Source organism: Teichococcus globiformis (genome assembly GCF_042646265.1).
Lineage (GTDB): Bacteria > Pseudomonadota > Alphaproteobacteria > Acetobacterales > Acetobacteraceae > Pseudoroseomonas > Pseudoroseomonas globiformis.
The window spans coordinates 67,037-86,356 of the sequence record NZ_JBHRTN010000020.1 but is presented as its reverse complement, the minus strand read 5'-3'; the positions used below and the strand labels follow the sequence as shown (position 1 = coordinate 86,356).

15 protein-coding genes and 1 pseudogene are annotated in these 19,320 nt (G+C 67.1%); 4 read left to right on the top strand and 12 right to left on the bottom strand.

Going from position 1 to position 19,320, the window contains the following annotated elements:
• Window positions 1–194: 194 nt before the first annotated feature.
• Window positions 195–1,121 (top strand): hypothetical protein, encoded by a 927-nt coding sequence (locus tag ACFOD4_RS19400; RefSeq protein ID WP_379599118.1) that lies wholly within the window; start codon window positions 195–197, stop codon window positions 1,119–1,121.
• A gap of 340 nt (window positions 1,122–1,461) precedes the next feature.
• Here ACFOD4_RS19400 and ACFOD4_RS19395 read toward each other — a convergent pair whose 3' ends face one another.
• From ACFOD4_RS19395 to ACFOD4_RS19375, 5 genes are all read right to left on the bottom strand, one after another.
• Window positions 1,462–2,685 (bottom strand): phosphatase PAP2 family protein, encoded by a 1,224-nt coding sequence (locus ACFOD4_RS19395; protein ID WP_379599116.1) that lies wholly within the window; start codon window positions 2,683–2,685, stop codon window positions 1,462–1,464.
• Between the two features lie 334 nt (window positions 2,686–3,019).
• On the bottom strand, window positions 3,020–6,310 hold the full coding sequence (locus tag ACFOD4_RS19390) for an error-prone DNA polymerase (RefSeq protein ID WP_379599114.1): 3,291 nt from the start codon (window positions 6,308–6,310) through the stop codon (window positions 3,020–3,022).
• A gap of 3 nt (window positions 6,311–6,313) precedes the next feature.
• Window positions 6,314–7,810, bottom strand: a complete 1,497-nt coding sequence (locus ACFOD4_RS19385; RefSeq protein ID WP_379599112.1) for a Y-family DNA polymerase — start codon at window positions 7,808–7,810, stop codon at window positions 6,314–6,316.
• Window positions 7,807–8,478 (bottom strand): ImuA family protein, encoded by a 672-nt coding sequence (locus ACFOD4_RS19380; protein ID WP_379599111.1) that lies wholly within the window; start codon window positions 8,476–8,478, stop codon window positions 7,807–7,809. The genes ACFOD4_RS19385 and ACFOD4_RS19380 overlap by 4 nt, the downstream gene beginning before the upstream one ends.
• Before the next feature lie 11 nt (window positions 8,479–8,489).
• On the bottom strand, window positions 8,490–8,726 hold the full coding sequence (locus tag ACFOD4_RS19375) for a hypothetical protein (RefSeq protein ID WP_379599110.1): 237 nt from the start codon (window positions 8,724–8,726) through the stop codon (window positions 8,490–8,492).
• A gap of 257 nt (window positions 8,727–8,983) precedes the next feature.
• Between ACFOD4_RS19375 and ACFOD4_RS19370 the strand changes: the two genes are divergently transcribed.
• On the top strand, window positions 8,984–10,012 hold the full coding sequence (locus ACFOD4_RS19370) for an IS110 family RNA-guided transposase (RefSeq protein ID WP_379599108.1): 1,029 nt from the start codon (window positions 8,984–8,986) through the stop codon (window positions 10,010–10,012).
• 398 nt (window positions 10,013–10,410) lie between these two features.
• On the opposite strand, the gene ACFOD4_RS19365 is transcribed toward ACFOD4_RS19370, so the two are convergent.
• The 4 genes and pseudogenes from ACFOD4_RS19365 to ACFOD4_RS19350 all read right to left on the bottom strand — a co-directional run bounded on the left by ACFOD4_RS19365 (window position 10,411) and on the right by ACFOD4_RS19350 (window position 15,785).
• On the bottom strand, window positions 10,411–10,929 hold the full coding sequence (locus tag ACFOD4_RS19365; protein ID WP_379599106.1) for a hypothetical protein: 519 nt from the start codon (window positions 10,927–10,929) through the stop codon (window positions 10,411–10,413).
• Window positions 10,926–11,516, bottom strand: coding sequence for a hypothetical protein (locus ACFOD4_RS19360; RefSeq protein ID WP_379599104.1), 591 nt, complete (start codon window positions 11,514–11,516; stop codon window positions 10,926–10,928). The genes ACFOD4_RS19365 and ACFOD4_RS19360 overlap by 4 nt, the downstream gene beginning before the upstream one ends.
• Window positions 11,517–11,826: 310 nt before the next feature.
• The gene (locus ACFOD4_RS19355; RefSeq protein ID WP_379599102.1) at window positions 11,827–14,613 is read right to left on the bottom strand and encodes a hypothetical protein; all 2,787 of its coding nucleotides are present in this window, start codon (window positions 14,611–14,613) and stop codon (window positions 11,827–11,829) included.
• Between the two features lie 392 nt (window positions 14,614–15,005).
• Window positions 15,006–15,785 (bottom strand): annotated as a pseudogene (locus tag ACFOD4_RS19350) (IS5 family transposase).
• Between the two features lie 1,114 nt (window positions 15,786–16,899).
• On the opposite strand from ACFOD4_RS19350, the gene ACFOD4_RS19345 reads away from it, so the two are divergent.
• Window positions 16,900–17,067, top strand: coding sequence for a hypothetical protein (locus ACFOD4_RS19345; RefSeq protein WP_379599100.1), 168 nt, complete (start codon window positions 16,900–16,902; stop codon window positions 17,065–17,067).
• A 29-nt stretch (window positions 17,068–17,096) separates the two neighbouring features.
• Window positions 17,097–17,513: a hypothetical protein gene (locus ACFOD4_RS19340; RefSeq protein ID WP_379599098.1), complete on the top strand. Its 417-nt coding sequence runs from the start codon at window positions 17,097–17,099 to the stop codon at window positions 17,511–17,513.
• A gap of 99 nt (window positions 17,514–17,612) precedes the next feature.
• Here the strand turns inward: ACFOD4_RS19340 and ACFOD4_RS19335 are convergent, their stop codons facing one another.
• From ACFOD4_RS19335 to ACFOD4_RS19325, 3 genes are read right to left on the bottom strand one after another with little or no spacing between them, the layout of a single operon-like run.
• A complete protein-coding gene (locus ACFOD4_RS19335; protein ID WP_379599096.1) occupies window positions 17,613–18,113 on the bottom strand; it encodes a dATP/dGTP diphosphohydrolase domain-containing protein in 501 nt (166 codons plus the stop codon).
• Window positions 18,110–18,352 carry a hypothetical protein gene (locus tag ACFOD4_RS19330; RefSeq protein WP_379599094.1) on the bottom strand — a complete coding sequence of 81 codons (243 nt, stop codon included), beginning with the start codon at window positions 18,350–18,352 and terminating at the stop codon, window positions 18,110–18,112. The genes ACFOD4_RS19335 and ACFOD4_RS19330 overlap by 4 nt, the downstream gene beginning before the upstream one ends.
• Entirely contained in the window at window positions 18,349–19,131 is a 783-nt protein-coding gene (locus ACFOD4_RS19325; protein WP_379599092.1) for a hypothetical protein, read from the bottom strand. Before ACFOD4_RS19325 ends, ACFOD4_RS19330 begins: the two co-directional genes overlap by 4 nt.
• Window positions 19,132–19,320: the final 189 nt, after the last annotated feature.

Genomic DNA, 19,320 nt, shown 5'->3' with positions numbered 1-19,320 from the left:
GTGCGTCTGAGGCGGGGGCGGCCCGCCTCAGACGGACATCTGGTCTAGATTGCAACCCGTTGCAATGAGAGTTGTCTCCAATCCGCTATCGTGCCGCAGAGTGGGATTTGACGCTGCATGGGATATTGGAACGCTAAAGTCGTGATGACGTCATGCCCGCTCATGCCATCAGCACCTATGCCAAAGGAGTCCCTATGACCGTTGTGATCGCCAAGAAATTTGGCGAGTATATCTCCATCGTCTCCGATACCATGATTACCACTCCGCGCACCGGGACTAATACACCGCGCGTCAGCGGCGATCCGGTGCGTCAGCGCAGGATTGATGACGCCGTTCCGGGACGGCTCAAGATCGTCAATATTGATCAGCGGCTTACCATCGCGTACGCGGGCCTGTCGGGATTGGCGCTCACCACCATTCGAGAGATCGCCACGACATGCCGCTCCGGTGACCTTGCCCGCTTGTACGATGTACTGCGCCAAGCGACAGTGGAAGCCAAGCACGAGGTGGAGTTCATCGTCGCCTCGCACTATGGCGCGGCGAACCTGCGGCGCGTCTGGGACGGCCTCGTATCGGAGCCTCTGCCGCAGACCTGCATCGGCGACGGCGCGATCCTGCCGGAGGTGCTACGCGTCTTTAGGCCTACCGACGACGGCAAGGAGAACGCTGACACCTTTCGCGCCGATTTCTTGAACGTCTTTACCAACAACCGCATTCACCTTGGCACTGGCGTCGGCGGCTTCCCGCTTTGCCTAGAGGCTGGCCCGGACGGGCACGTCTATAAGCGGCACCATTTCCATTTCACTTGGAAGCCGATCGTATTCATCCCAGGCGTCACGATCTACGAGGACGAGAACGACCTGCAGACCGGCGACTGGAGCTTCCACCACGCTGCTATCGCCTCGGACGCCCCAGCAGCGGCTGTCATTGGCGTCGCCGTGCCACAAGCCAAGGTGGGCTTCATCTACTCGCCGCTCACCATGGACGATCCTGTGAAGGTGGACCTGCTCGAGCGCGACCTGCCATGGACGCAATACGAGCGACAGATGTACGACCAACTCGGCTGGCACGTTGAGGAGATGGCTGGGCAAGTACGCGCTTGGCGGGCGGCGCGGTCATGAGTACGCTCTCGGCGGGTGCCGGATATATCTGCCGTCGTCGAAGTCGATGTCGAACGGCTCGCCGAGCTCACGGCCGGCTTCGCTCGGGACGCCGCCTCGGAGGCGCCGGATGCCCGCGGTGACTCGAAGTCCGGCACGGCCCACAGGAACCGGCCCAGCGCCCGCCTAAGCCGGGCCCCGTAGGGCATGAAGTGCATCTTCGGCGCGTATTTCCCGCGTAGAACAACAGAGGAGCGGACAGGGGCCCCTCAGAGAAGGCCACGGTTAGCGGCGGGAAGCCCCTTCACGGGAAGGGGCCTCTCATTAGGGCGTCAGATGATGCCGCCCGGCATCAACAGGACTACAGCGCGCCGCGCTGCGAGCCCTGAATATCGGCGACGCCTTCCGGCCTGGGGGGGATTTCGTCCTGGTGCGGGTTCTTCGGGTTCCCTGGATTGCGGATCTTTCGCCCGTCGGCGCGCACCTGCTGGAAGTCGGGGCGGGGCGTCGTGTCGCACGGCCTCGGTTTGAGATTGTCCGAAGTCAACTGCCTTACCGGATCGTCGATTAGCTGGGCTTTGATCCGCTCCGCGACGGCCAGGCCAAGCGCCCGGCCTGCCTTGTGATCGTCGCGCCAGTGCACGGCCGACCAGAGACGGGCCATGCCAATATTGTCGGCCAGTCGCTCCAACTCCGCTCGCTCGTCGGGGAAGAAATAGGTGAGGACCTCGCTGGCGGCGGCGCTATAGGTGCTGTGGCCGGATGGATAGGCCGGATGCCGGGGCGAGCCGGGTGACGGCACGTTGGGATCGTTGCAGCGCGGTGCGCCGTCACCCGTGCCGTCTGCCCTCACCTGTCGGTCGTAGAGGACCTCAAACCGGGGCTGGCTTCGCATCTGGGCAGCGCGACGGATCTCGTACTCAATCGGGCGCTCCCGGTAAACACGCTCGAAATCGGGATGCCCCTTGCCGTTGATGTTGGCCCATTTGAAATGCCATGCTGCGAGCAGGGCGCTGTAGATGGTCACGTCGAGCGCCATCCAGATCCGCGCCTGCCGCGGCGGAGAAATGTTGCTGCGGAACAGCAGGCAGTTCAGCGCATGGCGGTGCAGTAGGCCGGGCGTTTCGTCTTCGAACAGGCGCGCAAGCTCCCGCCCGGTTTGAACGAGCGGCGTCGACGGGCCGCACTGGGTGAAGAGGTCGGTCACCTTCGGCTGGTCGACTGTCACGTTGAAAATGGCGCCAAGCGGTGCCGGCCGCAGGTAAAGAAACTTGCTGAGAGGCTCCCGGATCCGGCCCTCGAAGGTGCCCCCTGCGATAACCAGCCCTTGCTCGTCCCGCTTCTCGGCCAGATAGATCAATTCGCGGATGTCGGCCTCGATCGCTTCCGGATCTCGGTCATAGGGAAGCATCGTTCCATCGGGCAGGGCATCGACCTCGACGACGGCTATTCGTTTTCCCCGATCCGCCCAGAAGGCGGCGCCCGGTTCGATCTGCGGACCCGGCAAGTTGTATCTGCGCGTCACTTCCGCCGGGCTCTCCTGCTCGACCTTGTCTTCTTGCTTGATGTCGTCTGATCCGCTCATGTGAACGTTTCTCCACCGCCACCCATTGTAGAATGAGGTAACGCTACAAGGACTGAACGGGAGAAGCACAGCACGAGCTACTGAATAGTTACAGTATCAAAATGGTTGAATTTTAAATCGAAATGTTACGCTGCCTCAGCGCGGTTTTTTGCGTGACTGAATTACACGTTGGTGATCCGAGCATAGGGAGGTGAGACGCCGTTCTCGCCGTTGCCCTGGTACACGCTGTTCAGTCTATTAAATTTGGTTATGCCGTTCCTCACCTCAGGAACTACCGCGAACCTACCCAATGTGGGCCTGGACGACCTCGCACGAGAAGCCATGCCGCCGTCACTCACTGAAAATCCCGGCTCTTCAGGTTCAACGCCGGCCTTCTTGACCCCGGCTCCGGTCGCCGAACCTCATCTGCCCGCCCCAGCACCGCCGCACCCCAATCCGCCGGTTCCGCCGCGCTCAGCCCCTGCAGCAGATCCGTTCGGTCGGTCAGCTGTTCCACGATGATGTGCGTCACCGGCACCTCGGCCTGCTCGGTTTCCCGCTCGATCTTGCCGTGCACCAGCAGCAGCCGCGCATTGATCAGCGCCGCCCGGTCGCGGTCGACGATGTTGGCGAAGGTCACCAGGTTCGCCTGCCCGTGTTCGTCCTCCATGGTGATGAACACGACGCCCTTGGAGGTGCCCGGCCGCTGCCGCATCAGCACCAGCCCGGCCAGCAGGAGCCGCTTGCCCTGCGGCAGCGCGTCGATCTCCCTGGTGTCCCGGCAGCCCAGGGCTTGGAGCTGTGGCCGCAGCAGCGCCAGCGGGTGCTTCCCCAGCGTCAGGCCAGTGGCCAGGTAGTCGAGCACGACCTTCTGACCGTTATGCTCCGGCGGTAGCTCCGGCCCTGGTTCGGGCAGCAGCGGCGGCTCGCCCGCGGCCGCGCTGCGGGCCGCCAGCTGGAGGAGGGGCGGCACGTCCTTCTCGACGCCCCGGGCCGCCCAGATCGCCTGGCGCCGCGGCACCCCCATCCCCGCAAAGGCATCCGCCGCCGCCAGCGCCTCCGTCGCCTTGCGGCTGAGCTCGGCGCGCCGCACCACCTCCTCGACGGACGAGAACGGCGACTGGTTACCCGCTTCCCGCGCCTTCACCAGCCGCTCGGCCTCCGCCCGGGCCAGCCCCGCCGCCTGCCGCAGCCCGAGACGCAGCGCCAATCCCTCGGCGCTGTCCGCCTCCGGCTCCAGCGTGCAGTCCCAGTCGCTGCGGTTGACGTCCACCGGCCGTACCGCGACGCCGTGCTCCCGGGCATCTCTGACGATCTGCGCGGGCGCGTAGAACCCCATCGGCTGCGCGTTCAGCAGTGCGGCGGCAAACACCGACGGGTGCCAGCGCTTCAGCCAGCTGCTGGCATAGGCCAGATGCGCAAAGGAGGCGGCGTGGCTTTCCGGAAAGCCATAGCTGCCAAAGCCTTCCAGCTGCTTGAACACCCGCTCGGCCAGCGCCGGGTCATAGCCCCGGGCCACCATGCCGCCGACCAGCCGGTCGCGGTACTCGCTGACCCCCTGCGTGTGCTTGAAGGTCGCCATGGCCCGGCGCAGCTTGTCGGCCTCCTCGGGGCTGAACCTGGCCGCCACCATGGCCACCCGCATGGCCTGCTCCTGGAACAGCGGCACGCCGAGGGTGCGCTTGAGCACGTCCTTGAGTTCGTCCCGGTGCCCATGCTCGGGGGAGGGGCTCGGGTAGACCGGCTGCTCGAGCCCCCAGCGGCGCCGCAGATAGGGATGCACCATGTCCCCCTGGATCGGGCCCGGCCGGATGATCGCCACCTGGATGACTAGATCGTAGAACTTCTCCGGCCGCAGCCGGGGCAGCATGTTCATCTGCGCCCGGCTCTCCACCTGGAACACGCCGACGCTGTCCGCCCGCCGCAGCATGGCGTAGGTCTCCGGGCAGTCGCGGGGGACGCCCGCCAGGTCGAAATCCTTGCGGTGGTGCCGCCTGAGCAGCTGGAAGCCGCGCCGCAGCATCGACAGCATGCCCAGCGCCAGGATGTCGACCTTGAGCAGGCCGAGCGCGTCGATGTCGTCCTTGTCCCATTCCAGCACCGTCCGCCCCTCCATGGCGGCGTTGCCGATCACCGCCAGCGCGGTCAGCGGCCCGCGGCTGATGACAAAGCCGCCGACATGGGTGGCCAGGTGGCGCGGGAAGTCCTGGATCTCCTCGGCGAGCTGCAGCGTCCAGCCGAGCCGCGTATCCTTGGGGTCCAGCCCGAGCCCGGCGGCCAGCTCCGGCAGGGTCTGCTCGCGCCCGGGTCCCCACGAGGCCTTGGCCAGCCGGGCGGTGATGTCCTCGGACAGCCCCATCGCCTTGCCCACCTCGCGGATGGCGGAGCGGGCGCGGTAGCGGATCACGGTGCCGGCGATCGCCGCGCGGTCGCGGCCGTAGCGCTGGTAGATGTGCTGGATCACCTCCTCGCGCCGCTCGTGCTCGAAGTCGACGTCGATGTCCGGCGGCTCGTTGCGCGAGGCGGAAACGAAACGCTCGAACAGCAGGTCGTGCTTGGCCGGGTCGACGGCGGTGATGCCCAGCACGTAGCAGCAGGTGGAGTTGGCCGCCGAGCCGCGCCCCTGGCAGAGAATGCCCTGGCCGCGGGCAAAGCGCACCACCTCGTGCACGGTGAGGAAGTAGGGGGCGTAGCCGAGCTGCTCGATCAGCCGCAGCTCGTGGTCGATGCGGGCCTGGATGTCGGATGGCACGCCGCGCGGCCAGCGTTCCCGGGCCGCCTCATCCACCCGCCGGGTCAGGGTCTGCTGCGGCGTGCGGCCGGGCTCGAGGATCTCGTCGGGGTATTCGTGGCGCAGCTGATCCAGGGAAAAGCCCTGTGCCGCCTCCAGGACGTGCAGCGTGTTGTCCAGCGCCTCGGGATGGTCGGGGAACAGGCGGGCCATGGTGGCGGGACGCTTGAGGCAGCGCTCGGCATTCGGCTCCGCGCGCCGGCCCAGCGCCTCCACCGTGCAGCCCAGGCGGATGGCGCTCAGCAGGTCGGCCACCGGCCGGCGGCGCCGGTGGTGGTAGCGGACGTCGTTCCAGGCCAGCAGGGCGCCGTGCGGCCCGGCCCCTGCCACCACCTGGCCCAGCCAGTCCATCCGCTCGCCGTCCCCGCCGTCGAGATAGCGGGCGGCGGCGCAGAACAGCGGCAGGGCCAGGGTTCCCGCCAGGCGCTGCGCCACGGCCGCGAACCGCGCCGCGAAGCCCGCCTCCGGCCGGCGGGGCGGGACCGCCGCCAGCGCCCAGCCCGCGGCGTGCTCGAGCATCTCCTCCAGGCCGATGCGGCAGGCACCGCTCGGCGCCCGCATGCGGCCGCGCGACAGCAGGGTGGTCAGCCGGCCGTAGCCCTGGCGGTCGGTCGGCCAAGCCAGCCATTCCGAGCCATCCTCCAGCGCGAGCCGGCAGCCGACGACGAAAGGCAGGTTGGCCTCCCGGGCGGCGACGTGGCCGCGCACCACCCCGGCCAGGCTGTTGCGGTCGCAGATCCCCAAGCCGGCATGGCCGATCGCCCGGGCGGTCAGCACCAGCTCCGTCGGGTGCGAGGCGCCGTCGAGCAGCGAGAAGTTGGAGCGGGCGGCCAGCTCCGCGTAGCCGGCACTCACGGCTCAGGCCAGCTCGCCGTGCAGGAACCATCGCGGTGCTTCGCCACCCGCCCGCGCCTCGCGCAGCCGGCAGATCCACAGCCGCGGACCCTCGGCGGTCTGCACCCGGTAATAGTCGCGTGCCGGGCGGTGCTCGTCGGCGCCCCACCATTCCGGCTCCAGCCGTTCCGGCCCCAGCGCCGCCAGCACGCGGTAGAGCCGGGAGCCGCAGCGCAGCTGCACCGGCGGGCCGTCCGGCACGAGGGCGGTGACGGCGATGGCCAGCGGCGTGCCCAGCAGCCGCACCGGCCGGACGGCGTGGTCCCAGCCGGGCGGCACGGCGGGCACCGCGTAGGGCTCGGCCGGCACGGCGGCGTATTCCGGCCAGTGGCCGTTCAGCGGCCGCAGCCGGGTGAGGGCGATGCGCTGCCCGGCCGCGTCGAGCAGCTCGGGCAGCGCCTCCGGGCGCGAGGCGGCACTGCCGTCGCCGCGATCCAGGCCAGGCTGCGCTTGCGGCATCGGCTCGGTGGCGGTGGCCTCCAGCACCATCCGCTCGAAGCCGAGATCCGGCTCCAGCCGATCCAGCACCTCGCGGAACAGCCGGAACAGGTGAGCGGACGCGTGCGAGGCGGCGCCGGTACCGATCGCCACCTCCTGCACCATCCGGTCCACCCGGTCGGCGCGCAGGGCGAGGCGCCGCGCGCCCTGGCCAGCCTGTTCCAGGGTCTGGCAGAGCTCGGCCAGCAGGACCTGCAAGACGTGGTCGATGGCCGGCCGGGTGACGATGGGCTCCAGCAGGTTGCGGGCGGCAGCGAACACCGGCGGCGGGCGCACCGGCCGGATCGGGCGCGGCCGGTCTCCGGTGGCGTCGTCCAGCGCGTCGAGCAGGGCGCGCCCGAAGCGCCGCGCCAGCGGACCGCGCGGCTGGCGCAGCAGCTCGCCCACCCGGCGCAGGCCGAGCCGGGCCAGGGCCTGGATGGTGTCCGCGGGCAGCCGCAGGGCGGACAAGGGCAGCGGCGCCAGGGCGGCGGCCTCGTTGTCGGGCGGCAGCACCAGCGGCCGGGGGCTGCAGCGCGCCAGGGCGGCGGCGCAGCCCGGCGTGCCGGCCACGGCGCCGAGCACCCGGTAGCCACCCGACCGGAAGCCTTCGAGCACGCTGGCCAGCAAGGCGTCCTCGCCGCCGAACAGCCCGTCGACGCCGGTGGTGTCGAGCAGCAGCCCGTCCTGGCCATCCACCGCCGCCAGCGGCGTGAAGCGCAGCGTCCAGAGCGCCAGCCGCTCCAGCAGCGCGGCATCGGCCGCCGGGTCGGCCTCAACCAGCACCAGCTCCGGCAGGATGGCCTGGGCGTCGGCCAGCGCCTGGCCAACGAACAGGCCGGGGGCATCGGTGGCAGTGAGCAGCCGACGGTTGCCGATCATGCCCCAGACCGCCAGGGGCCGGCCCGCCAATTCGGGTTGCTGGCGGCGCAGCCGGTCGAGCGGCAGCAACGGCAGCACCAGGGCGAGATACCGGCGGCTCATGCGGACAACGCCCGGGCGGCGATCCCCTCGACCCGCAGCACCCCCGCCTCGACCTGCACCGTCCACGCGGCCGGGCGCCCGGCGCGGCAGCGCAGCAGGTCCAACTGCCAGCGGGGACGGGCCTGAACATCGGGCAAAGAACTGACCCGCCAGCGGGTCACCGCGCTGGAGGGGCCGTGCTCGGCAACCGAGCGCAGCAGCAGCCCGACCCGCGAAGAACCCTCGGCGGCCAGCTGCAGGCGGCGCGAGGCGGTCATGTCGAGGCGGTCGAGTTGCAGCACCGCGCTACCCAGGGCGGGCGAGCGCAGCGCCTCCTCCAGCACCCAAAGCCCGTCCGCCGGCTGCCGGTACCGCGCCAGCAGCAACCGTTCGGCGCCGAGCCCCAAGCCTTGCAGCCCGGGCGCCCAGACGCCGTCGGCGCCGCCGGGGCCGATCCACAGCACCGGGCCGGCCAGGCGGCCGAGGATCAGCGCGCAGAAGCCCAGGCCTGCCCCAGGATCGGCGGCCTGGATCTCGTGCAGCTCGCCGCGGGCCAGCCCACCCTCCGGCAGGTGGGCGTCGATGGCGGGACACAGGGAAAGGGGCGGCGGCGGGTCGCCCGGAAGGCCGCGCTCGATGCGGGCGAGCGTGGCCCGGAGATCTTGCAGCACGGCGGGGGAAGCCGGCATGGCGAGAGCCCCTAGCCGGCGCTGTGCAGCCGGGCCGGCGGCAGCTTCAGCACCAGGAAGCCGGAGCGCTCCAGGTGTTTCACCAGGTGCTCGGCGGCGAGGCTGGCCACCAGCTGTCCGCCGGAGGGGCGGGGCTTGCCGCGCTCGTCGTAGCGCAACGCGTAGGCCAGGGCGTCGGCCACCTCGTCCGATGAGGCGGCGGAGAGGCCGGGAGGCAGCGGGATCGGCGGGGGGAGGGGCTCGGCCATGGGCTTGACGCTAAGGGAGACTATGAGAACGAATCAAGAACACAAAGCGGTTGACATCCAGGCCGCAGCGGCGGGTGATCGGGTTGGACAGCATTCCCGAGCACGCCCGGATCAGCCGGAACGGGGGACGATCAACGCGTCATCGCGTTGTGCTCGCAGGACGATGGAGGCAGCGGGCTTTGTGTTGGTGTGGACGGCCTCTCAGACCACAGGTTCCATGGCGCTCAGGCGTCAGGGCCCAACGGGAGGAGAGCAAGATGGCCACACCAATCCGCATCGGCATGGATACGGCCAAGTCCGTGTTCCAGCTTCACGGCGTCGACGAGAACGAGGCAGTTGTCCTTCGCCGTCAGCTCCGACGCAGCGAGATGATCCGCTACTTCGAGAAGCTGCCGCCTGCGCTGGTGGCCATCGAAGCTTGTGGCAGCGCGCACCACTGGGCACGCGTCCTGCAGTCTTTTGGCCATGAGGCAAGGCTGATCCCGCCGCAGTACGTGAAGCCCTACGTAAAGCGCGGAAAGAACGACGCGGCCGATGCTGAGGCGCTCTGCGAAGCGGTCACCAGACCCACGATGCGGTTTGTCCCGGTGAAGTCCGGCGAGCGTCAGGCGGCGTGCATGTTGATGACTGTGCGAGAGCGCTTGGTCGGCGTGAAGACGCAGCTCTCCAACGCCATCAGGAGCTATGCCGCCGAATTCGGGATCGTCGGCCCGGCAGGGCGCCAGAATGTGAATGCGCTGATCAAACGGATCCTTGAGGAGAACAGCTTGCCTGAACTGGCTCGTGAGCTCTTTGCCTTTCAAGCCAAGGAGTACGCCGCTGTCGAAGCACGCCTCGAGGAGATCGACGCCAAGCTCATGAGGTGGCACCGCGACGATGAGCTCAGCCGTCGCATCGCGACGATCCCCAGTATCGGCCCGATCGGATCCACCATGCTGAGCATGAAGGCACCTCCAGCAGAGGGGTTCAGCTCTGGCCGCCAGTTCGCCGCCTGGCTCGGACTGACGCCGAAGGACCATTCGACCGGAGGAAGAACACGTCTGGGCGGCATCACCAAGGCTGGCGATCCATCTATCCGATCGACACTGATCGTCGGCGCAACCGCACTGCTGCGGCATGTCCGCAAAGGCCGGACCCAGGCGTCGCCCTGGCTCGCCGCCATCATGCAGCGGAAGCCGCCGAAGCTTGTAGCCGTCGCGCTTGCAAACAAATTCGCCCGCATAGCGTGGCGACTGATGATATCTGGCGGCGTCTATAACCGAGCACCAGAAGCGCTGCCTGCCTGAACTCCGTTTCGGCGCCGAAGGGCACGCGAGATTGCTCATCGGATTGCTGACCGAACTTGCAAGAACGCGTAGATGGGAATGACCTATCGGTCGGTACGTGCGATAATCCGAAGGTTACACTGGCACCTCAATGTCGCCGATGTGTTTGGAACGCGCGTAGCGAATACCATCTTGGCCAGCAGGATTTTTCCTGCGCAAACAGGCCGGACATCTGATAGCAAGCGATACGGTCAAAAGTCTGCACGTGCCTGGCAAGCGGGGGGCCGTCCACATCTGTAACCTTTACGCCATGGCCTCAAGCCCGCAGGCGATCCACGACCTGATGCGGATCGTGGCCAGGGGCGAGCGGCAGGATCTCGGTGAGAGTGCGACCGGCTGACCAGGCAGGCAGCGCCTGGCTACTCCCCTCGGTCCAGCACGCGGCTGATCCGGATGCGATCCGTCAGGCGGCCACGTCGCACCAGAGCGGCAACCTGGCTACCGGGCCGGAGCGTCTCGTAATGCGCCGGCCGCACCGCGGCACAGGGCCGCTGATCCTCGAGCTGCAGGCAGACCTCGTAGCGCTCGGGATCGGTGGTCGGTACCACGGCGGTGCCGACCTGACCGCTTGTCGTCACCACGGCGGCAGGAGTCACGGAAGCGGAGGCGGCACGCCAATTTCGGCTCACGACGACGCCCTCCATCCGCTCGGTCGGCCGACCCACGACATCGGTGATGAAGACCCCGAGAACCACGACCATGGCCAGCAGCCCGAGCGACATGAACCACAAGACGGCGCTCATGAAGGCGAACAAGGCCCGGTCCTCGCCGGGCTTGCCGCGCCTCAGCGCCGACCATGGCGCCAGGTAATATTCGGCGAGAGTGGCACGAAAGCCTGATCGAGCCTTGTTGGGACGTTGTCCGGTCAACGCTGTCACGCGGCGAGCCGGGACATCCCGCCATCCTTGCCGCGCGGTGCCTCGACCTCGTAGCCGGGCTCGATGGCCTCTCCTTCCACCGGCGTCTTCCAGGGCAGCGCCTTGGAGACGATGATGGCGAACTGGCCGAGAGCGTTCCTCTTCTCCCGGAAGCCAAGCAGCTCGACCGGCTCGCCATGCTGGTAGACCATCACAGCGGCGCGCCCTTCCTTGGCGGCTTCACCCATGGCCTGCACGATCGCGATGGTCGCCTTGCCGCGGAGTGCCTCCCAGAAGCCGGCGGAGTGCCGCAGCTTCCACTGGCCGACCCGCACGGTGCGGCCCGCCTGGCTGTCATAGGCGAAGCTGCGCCGGTCGCCTTGCACCGAGACATCGCCGAGGCCGGCGGCGCTGCCGCTCATCCGGCTGCCCGGCATGCTACCCTCGACCTTGAGGTCGATCGGCAGACGAAGCTGGCGCCAGGGGCTCGGCGCCGGCATCTGCCGCAGCAGTTCCGCGGCGTCCTCGTGCCGGAAGGTGTCTTCCTGGCCGTAGATGATGCGGTCGACCACGGCGGCGAGCAGGAAGCGGTTGTCGAGACTGGGCATCCGGAACGGGGCTCCCTCAGGCAGGTTCGTCCAACCTAAACTGAGCTTGAAGGGGAGCCCCACCAACTTTCCGCGAAGACAGGGGCGATGCGTAGGCCAGGAGCGCGGCGGCATTTGCCATGCTGCGCCGTGAGTCGGAGCTGCCGGGGTCCGTCCAGCGCCGACCTGACGCGCTGATCCGTCACAGGAGCCGCTGAAGCCCCGCAGCGCCTGGACGGAGGAAGTGCGACGGCTGTTCAGGCCGAACCCAAGCAGCGTCGCGGACGAGGGACGGTGTCGTTGACACCGTTCCCTGCATCCGCGCCCGGCGTCAGGCCCAGATATCCTGCCCGCCGAACCCAGCCGCTTCGGTCGGCCGGAACTCGCCCGACCAGTTCTGCATGTTGTCCAGCCGCTGCAGCCCGCCGGCATACATGTTGACCTTCCAGACGGCGTTGGGATTGCCGTCCATGGACGCCGCCGAGAACACCACGCTGCCGTCGGCGAGGACGTTGACGTGGTCGGGCAGGTGGCCCGCATTCCAGGTCTGGCTGCCGGCGATCCGGATGGTGCCGGTCGACGTGCCATCGGTGACCCAGAGATCAGCCCTGGCCGGTACGAGAGGGTTGCCTTCCTGGTTCAGGAACAACGCCCGCCCGTCACCCAGGGAAACGAAATCAGTCAGGGGGCTGAAGGTCAGGACATCGTCCGCGATCACCTGGGTGCCGCCCTTGGTGCCATCGGTGACGTAGAGGTCACGACCGCCCTGGAAGATCACCAGGCCATTGCCGAGCTCCGTCAGCTTGGTCTCGCCGGAATGCTTGCCGCCGATGGTCTGTTCCGTCGGATCGAGCAGCTTCAGGGTTCCCTCGGCGGTGCCGTCGGTGACAAAGAGCGACTCCTCGTAGGTGTTGGCCATTGTCCGGTCGAAATCGGCGAAGACCCAGCGGCTGCCCTCGACAGCGTAGTAGTCCTGCTGCCCGAACCGGCCACCTGGCCAGGTGGTGCCTTCCGCGGTTCCGTCGGTGACGAACGCCCCGAAATCCGTGCTGATGATGGCCCTGGTGCCATCCGCCGACACCGTGATCTCGCCCATGTTGAGCAGCTCCGTGCGGGGAACCCGCTGGATCAGGGTCGTGCCTTCTTCGGTGCCGTCGGTGACCCACAGCTCCCGTCCGGTCAGGCCGGTCGCGGAGGAGAAGATGTACTTCCCGCCATTCAGCGCGACCACCGCCGACGGGTGCGCGCTGTCAGGGCCCTGCGCCTGGTTGGTCACCAGGCGCGTGCCGTCATGGGTTCCATCCGTCACCCAGAGCTCGTAGCCCGTGAGGCCGTCGCTGGCAGTGAAGAACACCCGTCCGTCATCCGTCGCCACCAGGTTAGTCGGGCCATAGGTGCCGTCACCGCGGCCGATGTCGCGCAGCATGTGGGTGCCGTCCTCGGTGCCATCGGTGATCCAGAGCTCCCGGCCATGGATGCCGTCATTGGCGACGAACACCACCTTGCCGTTGGACAGGGTGGTCAGTTCGGTCGGGTCGGAGCCCTTCAGGCCATTGTTGATGTCCTTGAGCAGGCGGCGCTCGCCGAACTGGCTGTCGGCCACCCAGATCTCCTTGCCATGGGTTCCCTCGGCATTGACGAAGATGTAGCCGGCCAGCGGCTTCGGCGGCACAGGGCCGGGCTGCTCGGGCTCGGACGGCGCGTCCGGCCCGGGCGTGCCGGGAACCTCGGGCACTGTATGCCCGCCATCGCCCACCGCGACTGCCTGGGCATCACCGTTCCAGGCCTGGACGTCCCGCAGCCGCTCGACGAGACCGGTGTCGAGGTCGATCTTCCAGGTCATGTAGGCACTGCTCGGCGTCTCCCTGGACGTCAGCACGACGGTGTGGTCGTCCAGCATTGATGCGGTGCCTGGGAGCGTCCTGGGGTTGTCGGCGCTCATGGCTGACACCAGGCGGGTACCCGCCTCGGTGCCATCGGTGATCCACAGGTCCGAGGTGGTGTAGTGACCGAACTCTCCGGGCCTGTCGGAAACGGTGAAGTTGTCGCCATTGACGAACAGGGCCCGGCCATCCGGGAGCACCAGGAAATTCTGTGCCCAGTAGCCCGTCAGGCTGCCCTCGGCGATGATCCGGGTGCCCGCCGCCGTGCCATCGGTGACGTAAAGATCCCTGTCCTGCGGAAAGACGACCAGGCCGTTGCCGAGGGCGTAGAGGTCGGAGGGTGCTCCGGGCGAGCCAGTGCGGTCCAGGATGATCCGGGTGCCCTCGCGCGTGCCGTCGGTCACGTAGAGCGCCTGAATGAAGTCACGGTCGCTGTTCGGACCCGTGTAGAACTCCTTCACCACCCAACGATCGCCCTCGGTGCCGACCGGCGTTCCCCACATTGTCACAGGGGCACTGTCTGAAACCTTGACGGTGCCCTCCACCGTGCCGTCGGTGCGCCACTCGCCAAAGGCGAGTCTCCAGTCGTCCGAGGGGCTTCCGTCACGCCCATCGTCGCCCCGGAAGTAGGCGTTGCCTTCACCGTCGATGCGGGAGAACTGCATGCTGGAGCTTCCGGACCCGGGTACCGCATCGGTGAGGCGCTGGGTTCCCCCTGCCGTGCCGTCGGTCGACCACATCTCCGTGCCGTGCACGCCATCATTGGCCATGAACAGCAGCCTGCCATTGGGCAGCACGATCAGGTCAGAGATGTTCGAGGCCGTGGCCCCGGCAAAGATGTCCTTCAGGAGCCTGGTGCCGGCAAAGGTTCCATCCGTCACCCAGAGCTCGCGGCCAGCCCGGCCATCGTCGGCGGTGAACGCCACCAGGCCGCTCGGCAGCACGGTCAGGTTCTCGGGGCCACGGGTTCCGTCGCCACGGCCGATGTCCCGCAGCATCCTGGTTCCGCCCGCGGTGCCATCGGTGATCCAGAGCTCGCGGCCGTGGATGCCGTCATTTGCGACAAAGAGGATCTTGCCGTCCGGCAGCCGGGTCAGCTGGCTCGGATCCGAACCACTGGACCCTGGATTGATGTCCTTGAGCAGGCGGCGCTCGCCGAACTCGCTGTCGGCCACCCAGAGCTCAAGTCCGGTCGTGGCCGTGCCGTTGATGAAGACGAAGCGGGAAGAAGCCATCATCGTATCCTGCTGCGGGCAGCAAACCGGCCCGGTGCCGGCATTCGGTCAACTCGCAGAAGGAAAAGCTCCGACGTTCATGAAATTCCGTCAATCCATCTGAAGCTGAACAATTCGCGCAAACGAACGAATCAACTCAGGATAGAAAATCAAAGAAAGGATTATATTCGATCTCCAGCATCTGAAACGCGGACCAGATTGGTTAGCTGATCATGACCCCTTGCATGGTCAGTCAGCATCCAGCCGTTCTTCCTATCTTCGGACCAACTTCAGCATCCGGTCGATGCGTCGTTGCACCCGGCAGAGGAGAAGCAGCGCTACGCTCATCAGGATTGTCTGCGCCACCACCAGAAGCATCGTGACGTCCATGGTGGCCAAGAGGCGGGCTAGGCTCAGGACTCATTGATCCAGAAGAGCATGGTGGCGGCGAGGTAGATGGCGGACATGAAGGTGGGGGCGCATCGGTCATAGCGCATGGCGATGCGGCGGTCCGAGGCAGTGCCTCGTACCCTTGAGCCGGCCGAACATGTTCTCGATGCGGTGTCGCTGGCGGTAGAGCTTCCTGTTATGCAGGATGCGCTGCTTGCGATTGCGGCGTGACGGAATGCAGGGCTCAATGCCGCGACCGGCCAGAGCTTGGCGGAAGCGATTGCTGTCGTAGCCCTTGTCGCCGATCAGGACGCGGGCGGGTGGCAAGGCGCTGAGCATCAGCGCTGTGCCCCTATGGTCGCTCATCTGACTTTCGGAGAGCAGCATGATCAGTGGGCGGCCATGCCCATCCGAGATCGCGTGCAGCTTGGAGTTCAGCCCGCCCTTGATACGCCTGATACGATGGGGAACAGCCCCTTTTTGAGCAGGCTGGCTGCTGTACGGTGCACCTTGAGGTGAGTGGCGTCGATCATCAGCCGGTCAGGTTGACCCTTACGCCCAGCCAGCCCCGCGAAGATGCGGTTGAACACACCCATGCGGCTCCAGCGGATGAAGAGATTGTAGAGGGTCTTGTGCGGGCCGTGTTCGGCAGGCGCATCGCGCCAGCGCAGCCCATTGCGGACAGCGTGGATGATGCCGCTGACGACCCGCTGGTCGTCCACCCGCGGCACACCATGCGAGAGCGGGAAGTAATGCGAGATCCGCTCGATCTGTGCCTTCGTGGGCCAGAACAGGTCAGCCATCGAAGCACCTCCGGCCGCCATGGAATCACAGCCGGATCAAACCTCAAAGGGCCCGTTAATAGGTCCTGATCCTAAATCAAAGTTCGCATCGATATAGGCGCTTCACCTGAGGCAGCTTGCCATCCATGACCATTCCTAAGCGGGCATTCAGATGAGCAGCCCCCAAGGCGCGGCATTGATGCTCGCTGCTTGTCCGCCCGCCTGAAGCTTGATCGGCGACGGAGGTCATGACGACAACCCCTTTGGTCAGGCGCTCACCGCGTTTGGCATCAAGCTCTGCATTCGTCCCGTCGTGGCGCAGCAACAGCGGGATAGACGCCGCTTATCAGCGCCTCGCTCAGCAGAGCGTCTGGTAGATTAGACCAGATCTCGATCAGCTTCGCTTTGAACAGGGCAAGTGGCAGCCGATTGGACTATCGCCTGAATGCGGCATGGACCCGGTTGATCGCTCCTGCGAAGGAAGCTCGTCGTGCACACGAGCCAGCTCATCCAGGACGACTAGTTGTCGTGCGCTGAGACGAAGCCGGAGCGCTTCTGCGATCAGGCGTTGTGCCCTCTGTTGTCTTCCAGATTGATGAGGGAAGGCACGACATTGCGATGCAAGATGTCTTGTACCGTGACATGCACACGGGCGTTGGCACGTGTCTCAATCGCACGCAGTATGGCGGTTGTATCGATCCGTCGTACACAACGTCTTATCTTCAACGTTCGTTTGCAGCGCTGTGATCTTTTCAAATCCGATAACGCACACTTACCGAATGTCGGACGGGGACGTTCAAGGGGCGCCACATTCCGCTGTGACGCCGCCGAAGGGTTGAAATCGTCAGCAGGATTTCAGGTCAGGGATTGCGCCCGGTGCCGCCGCGCCGCATGGTGCGCGTGCCGCATGGTAGGGCTACCCGGTCCGATCATGTTTCTTGTCCGAGCGCACATGGCCCCTCTCAGCACCGCCCACGGCTGAGAGGGGTTTTGCGTTTCAGGCCGGATGTGTAATCTGGGCCTGTCCTACACATCGACATGTCGGACACGAACCCCGAGCAGGTGGTTCGCAGAGGCCCCCGGAGGCAGCGCCGGGGGCCTTTTGCGTTTCAGGCTATGATCTAGGAGATCCTGAATGACCTTCCCCGAATGGCTCGCCGCGCTGAATGCCGAAGCCGCTGCGCGCGGATACCAGGGCAAGCCGCTGGTGGAGCAGACCGGCGAGGAATGCTGGCGTGAGGCATACGAGGACGGCGAGATGCCGGCCCAAGCTCTCACGTCCAACGAGCAAGACGGCGTGTAGGCCCCAAACCCCACTCCAGGAGCCGATCCATGGATGTCGCGACTGCCCTGCGCACCCTGCTTGATCAGGAGAACGACCCCGAAAGCGGCCTGCCGCACCTTCACCACGTCGCCTGGAACGCCCAGGCCCTGGTCGAATACGACCGTCGCCTGAAGGCCGGCACCCTGCCCGCCTCCGGTGAAGCCCTAACCCCCGCAGGAGGCCCCATGGGCGTTGTCCAAACTGTCGGCTTCGACCGCTTCCCCAAGCAAGGCTCCCACCTGGGCAAGCGGGTTGAGGTCTGCTTCAACTACGACACGTCGCGCCGCCTGAGCGGCACCATCGTCAGGGATGATGCGGAAGCGCCAGGGGAGACACTGATCCGCCTGGACGATGGCCGCTTCGTGCGGAGCGTCGAGTGCCAATACTCGGTGCCGCAGTCCGCGAACGTCGATCTGTCCACCTAAACCCCCGTTTCAGGGTGTACCGTGTGCGGTGCAGGCCGTGACTTGATGGGTGCCCGCTCAGTCGTTGCGGGAGCAAACTGTTAGTTTCCTCAGCGGACGTCAGCCGCGAGATGTGCTTGGCCGGTCATCCACCTCGGCGGGCAGGGTGCCGGCCTTCAGGCGACGGTCGTATTCGACCAGGGCCTGGGCGTTCCAGGCGACGTGGTGAAGGTGCGGCAGGCCGCTTTCGGGGTCGTTCTCCTGACCCTCCCACCAGGCCAGCAGATGGCGCATCAGGGAGGCGTAGACCTTCCCGTACTCCATCCCGTTCTCCCAGTTCCGGGCGGCATACTTCCGCGCCCCGAACTCGGCGACCGTGGCGATGGCCGTCATGATCGAGGGGGCCACGAGGTCCATGCGCGGCTTGCCGGCATTGGCCCGCAGGCCGGTCAGCTTCGGGGCCGGGGCATCCTTGTGCGTGATCTCCAGCTTCGGCTGCTCGGCCGGGGCCAGCAGGCTGGCCAGGGGGATCGAGAAGGTGCGGCCCATCTGGGAAAAGCCCGGCTCACCCATCACCGCCGCGGCGAGGTCACGGGAAGCGGTGTTGTCAGAGGCGCTCATGTCAGGGTCCGATCGATGCACTGCGCCAGCTGCTCCATGACCCGATCATGGAACAGGCGCTCGCGGTCAGGGGTGTCCATAGCGTGGGGGCGGTTGAGGATGTATCCGGCCTCCCAGACCAGATCCCATCCAGGGTCACAGGGGTCGGCCGCCACCCGGATCAGGGTGCGGTAGGCGGCATCGAGCTGGGCGCGCATGTTCATGCGCTCCGCCTCGGTCGGCATGAGTGAAACACTCATCCAAGCCTCACCGCCCGCTCGGCCCGCACCAGCTCCATGTGCGGGTAGAAGCGCCGCCGGGTGTTGCCCTGCAGGTCAACGCGCTTGTCCGGGAACTCGGTGCCGAACTCCGCCTTGAACGGCGCCCAGGAGCCCTTGTGGCCGTCATGCAGGGCGGCATAGGTCCGGCGCCGGGCATAGCGCACGAACTGCTCCATCCCCTTCATCCGGCCCTTCATCTCGTCCTCCATGCGGAAGTCGTAGGAGCCGAGGCCGACATCGTGGAGCGCCAGGCGCTGCGCGTGCGACAGCGCGGCCCGGTAGTCCCGGCTGGTGGTGCCGGGCGGGATCAGCTGCCGCTCCTGCGCCTTGGCCGCGATCTGCTCGCGCACGCCCTTCACGGTGCGCCCGGCCGACGCCGCCAGCTGGGTGTAGGCTTCCTCGCTCATCGCGGCGGGACGCTGCGGCTTGAAGCCGAACTGCTTGAACCCTGCGCGCCCGCCCTCCGGCGTCACGTCCGCGAACTCGCTGTCCTTGTGTGCCCTGTACTGGGAATACAAGCTGGAGGTCATCCGCTTGGTCGGCCCGCCCGGCAGCTGCTTCGCCTCGGTGCCCGAGCTGCCCGCCGGCGCCATGCCCTCGGTCTTCGCCCGGCCCTGGTGGTTCGCCCAGCGCGCCTTCGCCGCCGCCCGCCGCTGCTCCCGCTCCTTGTCGCTCAGCTGCCGGGTCGCCCCCTCAGCCTTCCGCAGCGCGCCCAGCACGTCGTCCGCGCCGAGCCAGTCGCCCAGCTTGCCCAGCATGGTGTCCGCACCTGCTGTCCGCACGCTGTCCGCACGCGCTGTCCGCACCCCGCCAGCCCCTGCTGCTGCTGGGGTTTCTGGTGTCCGCACCCCCGGAGTGCGGACACCTCCTCGCGCGCACGAGGCCGCAGTGCGGACACTTGGCTCCCCCTTCCTCAATTCCCCTGTCGGGTGTGAGGCGGGTGCATG

Coding starts and splice junctions, on each gene's coding strand:
- ACFOD4_RS19325 (WP_379599092.1), bottom strand. CDS start 19,131: ATGCTGGGCAAGCTGGGCGACTGGCTCGGCGCGGACGACGTGCTGGGC.
- ACFOD4_RS19370 (WP_379599108.1), top strand. CDS start 8,984: ATGGCCACACCAATCCGCATCGGCATGGATACGGCCAAGTCCGTGTTC.
- ACFOD4_RS19345 (WP_379599100.1), top strand. CDS start 16,900: ATGACCTTCCCCGAATGGCTCGCCGCGCTGAATGCCGAAGCCGCTGCG.
- ACFOD4_RS19385 (WP_379599112.1), bottom strand. CDS start 7,810: ATGAGCCGCCGGTATCTCGCCCTGGTGCTGCCGTTGCTGCCGCTCGAC.
- ACFOD4_RS19375 (WP_379599110.1), bottom strand. CDS start 8,726: ATGGCCGAGCCCCTCCCCCCGCCGATCCCGCTGCCTCCCGGCCTCTCC.
- ACFOD4_RS19355 (WP_379599102.1), bottom strand. CDS start 14,613: ATGGCTTCTTCCCGCTTCGTCTTCATCAACGGCACGGCCACGACCGGA.
- ACFOD4_RS19395 (WP_379599116.1), bottom strand. CDS start 2,685: ATGAGCGGATCAGACGACATCAAGCAAGAAGACAAGGTCGAGCAGGAG.
- ACFOD4_RS19400 (WP_379599118.1), top strand. CDS start 195: ATGACCGTTGTGATCGCCAAGAAATTTGGCGAGTATATCTCCATCGTC.
- ACFOD4_RS19380 (WP_379599111.1), bottom strand. CDS start 8,478: ATGCCGGCTTCCCCCGCCGTGCTGCAAGATCTCCGGGCCACGCTCGCC.
- ACFOD4_RS19335 (WP_379599096.1), bottom strand. CDS start 18,113: ATGAGCGCCTCTGACAACACCGCTTCCCGTGACCTCGCCGCGGCGGTG.
- ACFOD4_RS19330 (WP_379599094.1), bottom strand. CDS start 18,352: ATGAGTGTTTCACTCATGCCGACCGAGGCGGAGCGCATGAACATGCGC.
- ACFOD4_RS19360 (WP_379599104.1), bottom strand. CDS start 11,516: ATGCCCAGTCTCGACAACCGCTTCCTGCTCGCCGCCGTGGTCGACCGC.
- ACFOD4_RS19340 (WP_379599098.1), top strand. CDS start 17,097: ATGGATGTCGCGACTGCCCTGCGCACCCTGCTTGATCAGGAGAACGAC.